Source organism: Streptomyces sp. NPDC093149 (genome assembly GCF_044754145.1).
GTDB lineage: Bacteria > Actinomycetota > Actinomycetes > Streptomycetales > Streptomycetaceae > Streptomyces.
Genome location: NZ_JBIVON010000077.1, coordinates 1 through 1,408, shown reverse-complemented (window position 1 = coordinate 1,408; position 1,408 = coordinate 1). Strand labels below are relative to the sequence as shown.

Below are 1,408 nucleotides of genomic sequence, written 5' to 3'. Positions count from 1 at the left end.
TTCCCGGCGAAGGTTGTCATCGGATCCGACTGCACGTCCGAAGGCGACCCGATCGCTTTCTGATCCGAAAATGATGGCTTCCGCACGGGCGGGGGCATCGGAATTTCTGCGCCTGCCACCGCAAGACCCGGCGGGAGTGCTCGGGCTGGTGCGAGGCCATGGCGCCGTCGCTGAGACGAAGGCATTGCGAGGAAGGCGCCCGGGGCCGCGGCACAAGCGGCGGCCCCGGGCGCCGAGGTTCAGGCGCAGGGGGCCGGCCGACAGGCCCTGCTATCCCGTCCGGCCATATCTCGGCTGACCCTCACGAACGGGTGACCCACCGGTGGGCCAGCGGGCTTCAGATCATCACCGCAGACGGCCTATGGCACGTTTCCGGCGTATTCCGGCTGCCTTCCAATCTCAGCGGCGCTGTCCGGTGTCACCGAAGTTTGACCGCGTGCCACCGAACCTTGACGGACGCAAGTTCGTGTCATCGAAGCTTGAGCGCTCTGGCCAGAGGCCCCACTAGTTGGCCAACCTAGGTGTTGAAGTTTCGCAAGACCTGAAGCTCGACTCGAAGCTCCAGTCAGGGCAAGAAGCAGTCATCGACGTCACGCAAGGAAGTGAATGCGCATGGGCCCTCGATTCCCGTTAATTGCCGTCGGCATCGCCATGGCCGTGGTGGTTCTTCCCGGCTGCAACGACAGCCAGCCGACACAGACGACACCGCCGACCCACAAGATCGTCAAGCACACCTTCTACGGCATTGACCCTGCGTCCCCTGATCAGCGCGAGATTCTCAGCTGGACGTCTCAGGATGACAACGGCCCCATCAACGGGACGTACACGCTCCAGGAACGGGCAAGCCACTCAGCCCCTTGGGCGACGTCGAGCGAACCGAAGTCATTCCAGGGCACGCAGCACGGCAACGAGATCGACCTGCCGGTGGGGCCGCTGGGGCTGACGGGGGTGACGACTGACTTGCATGGCACTATCCAGCAAAGCGGCCGCCGGCTTCACCTCAGTTCCGACCTGGGCATCGAGACGCACGACCTGTACGACTCCCCACCAGCCAACTGATCGACCATGAGAGCCGAAGACCCGTGTCTCGTGGCCCCGTGGGAGCGGGGCTTCTGAGAGGCCGGTCAAACTTCGGTGACACACGCCCAAGGTCCGATGGCACAGGACAGGCGCTCTGTCGAGCGCTTCGACATTGTCCCTACCTGTCGTCAAACGTTCCAATGACGACAGGCACCGCACGCGTCCAATGAACCAGGTGATTCGGGGGCCTGACGGTGACTCAGATCCAATGAGATCCGATGACGGTTGGCGACAGGGTTAGGGTCTGTTTCTCGGATCTCCTGACAGGGGTGGGGTGTTGAGGTCAGGGTGGTGGGATGGGACGTGGGGATCTGACGAATGCGGAGTG

The 1,408-nt window shown here is 63.3% G+C and carries 1 protein-coding gene; it reads left to right on the top strand.

Annotated elements, in window-relative coordinates; all coding sequences use genetic code 11:
- Positions 1-612: 612 nt before the first annotated feature.
- Entirely contained in the window at positions 613-1,059 is a 447-nt protein-coding gene (locus tag ACIQCZ_RS42580; protein ID WP_376470771.1) for a hypothetical protein, read from the top strand.
- Positions 1,060-1,408 lie beyond the last annotated feature (349 nt).

Coding starts and splice junctions, on each gene's coding strand:
- ACIQCZ_RS42580 (WP_376470771.1), top strand. CDS start 613: ATGGGCCCTCGATTCCCGTTAATTGCCGTCGGCATCGCCATGGCCGTG.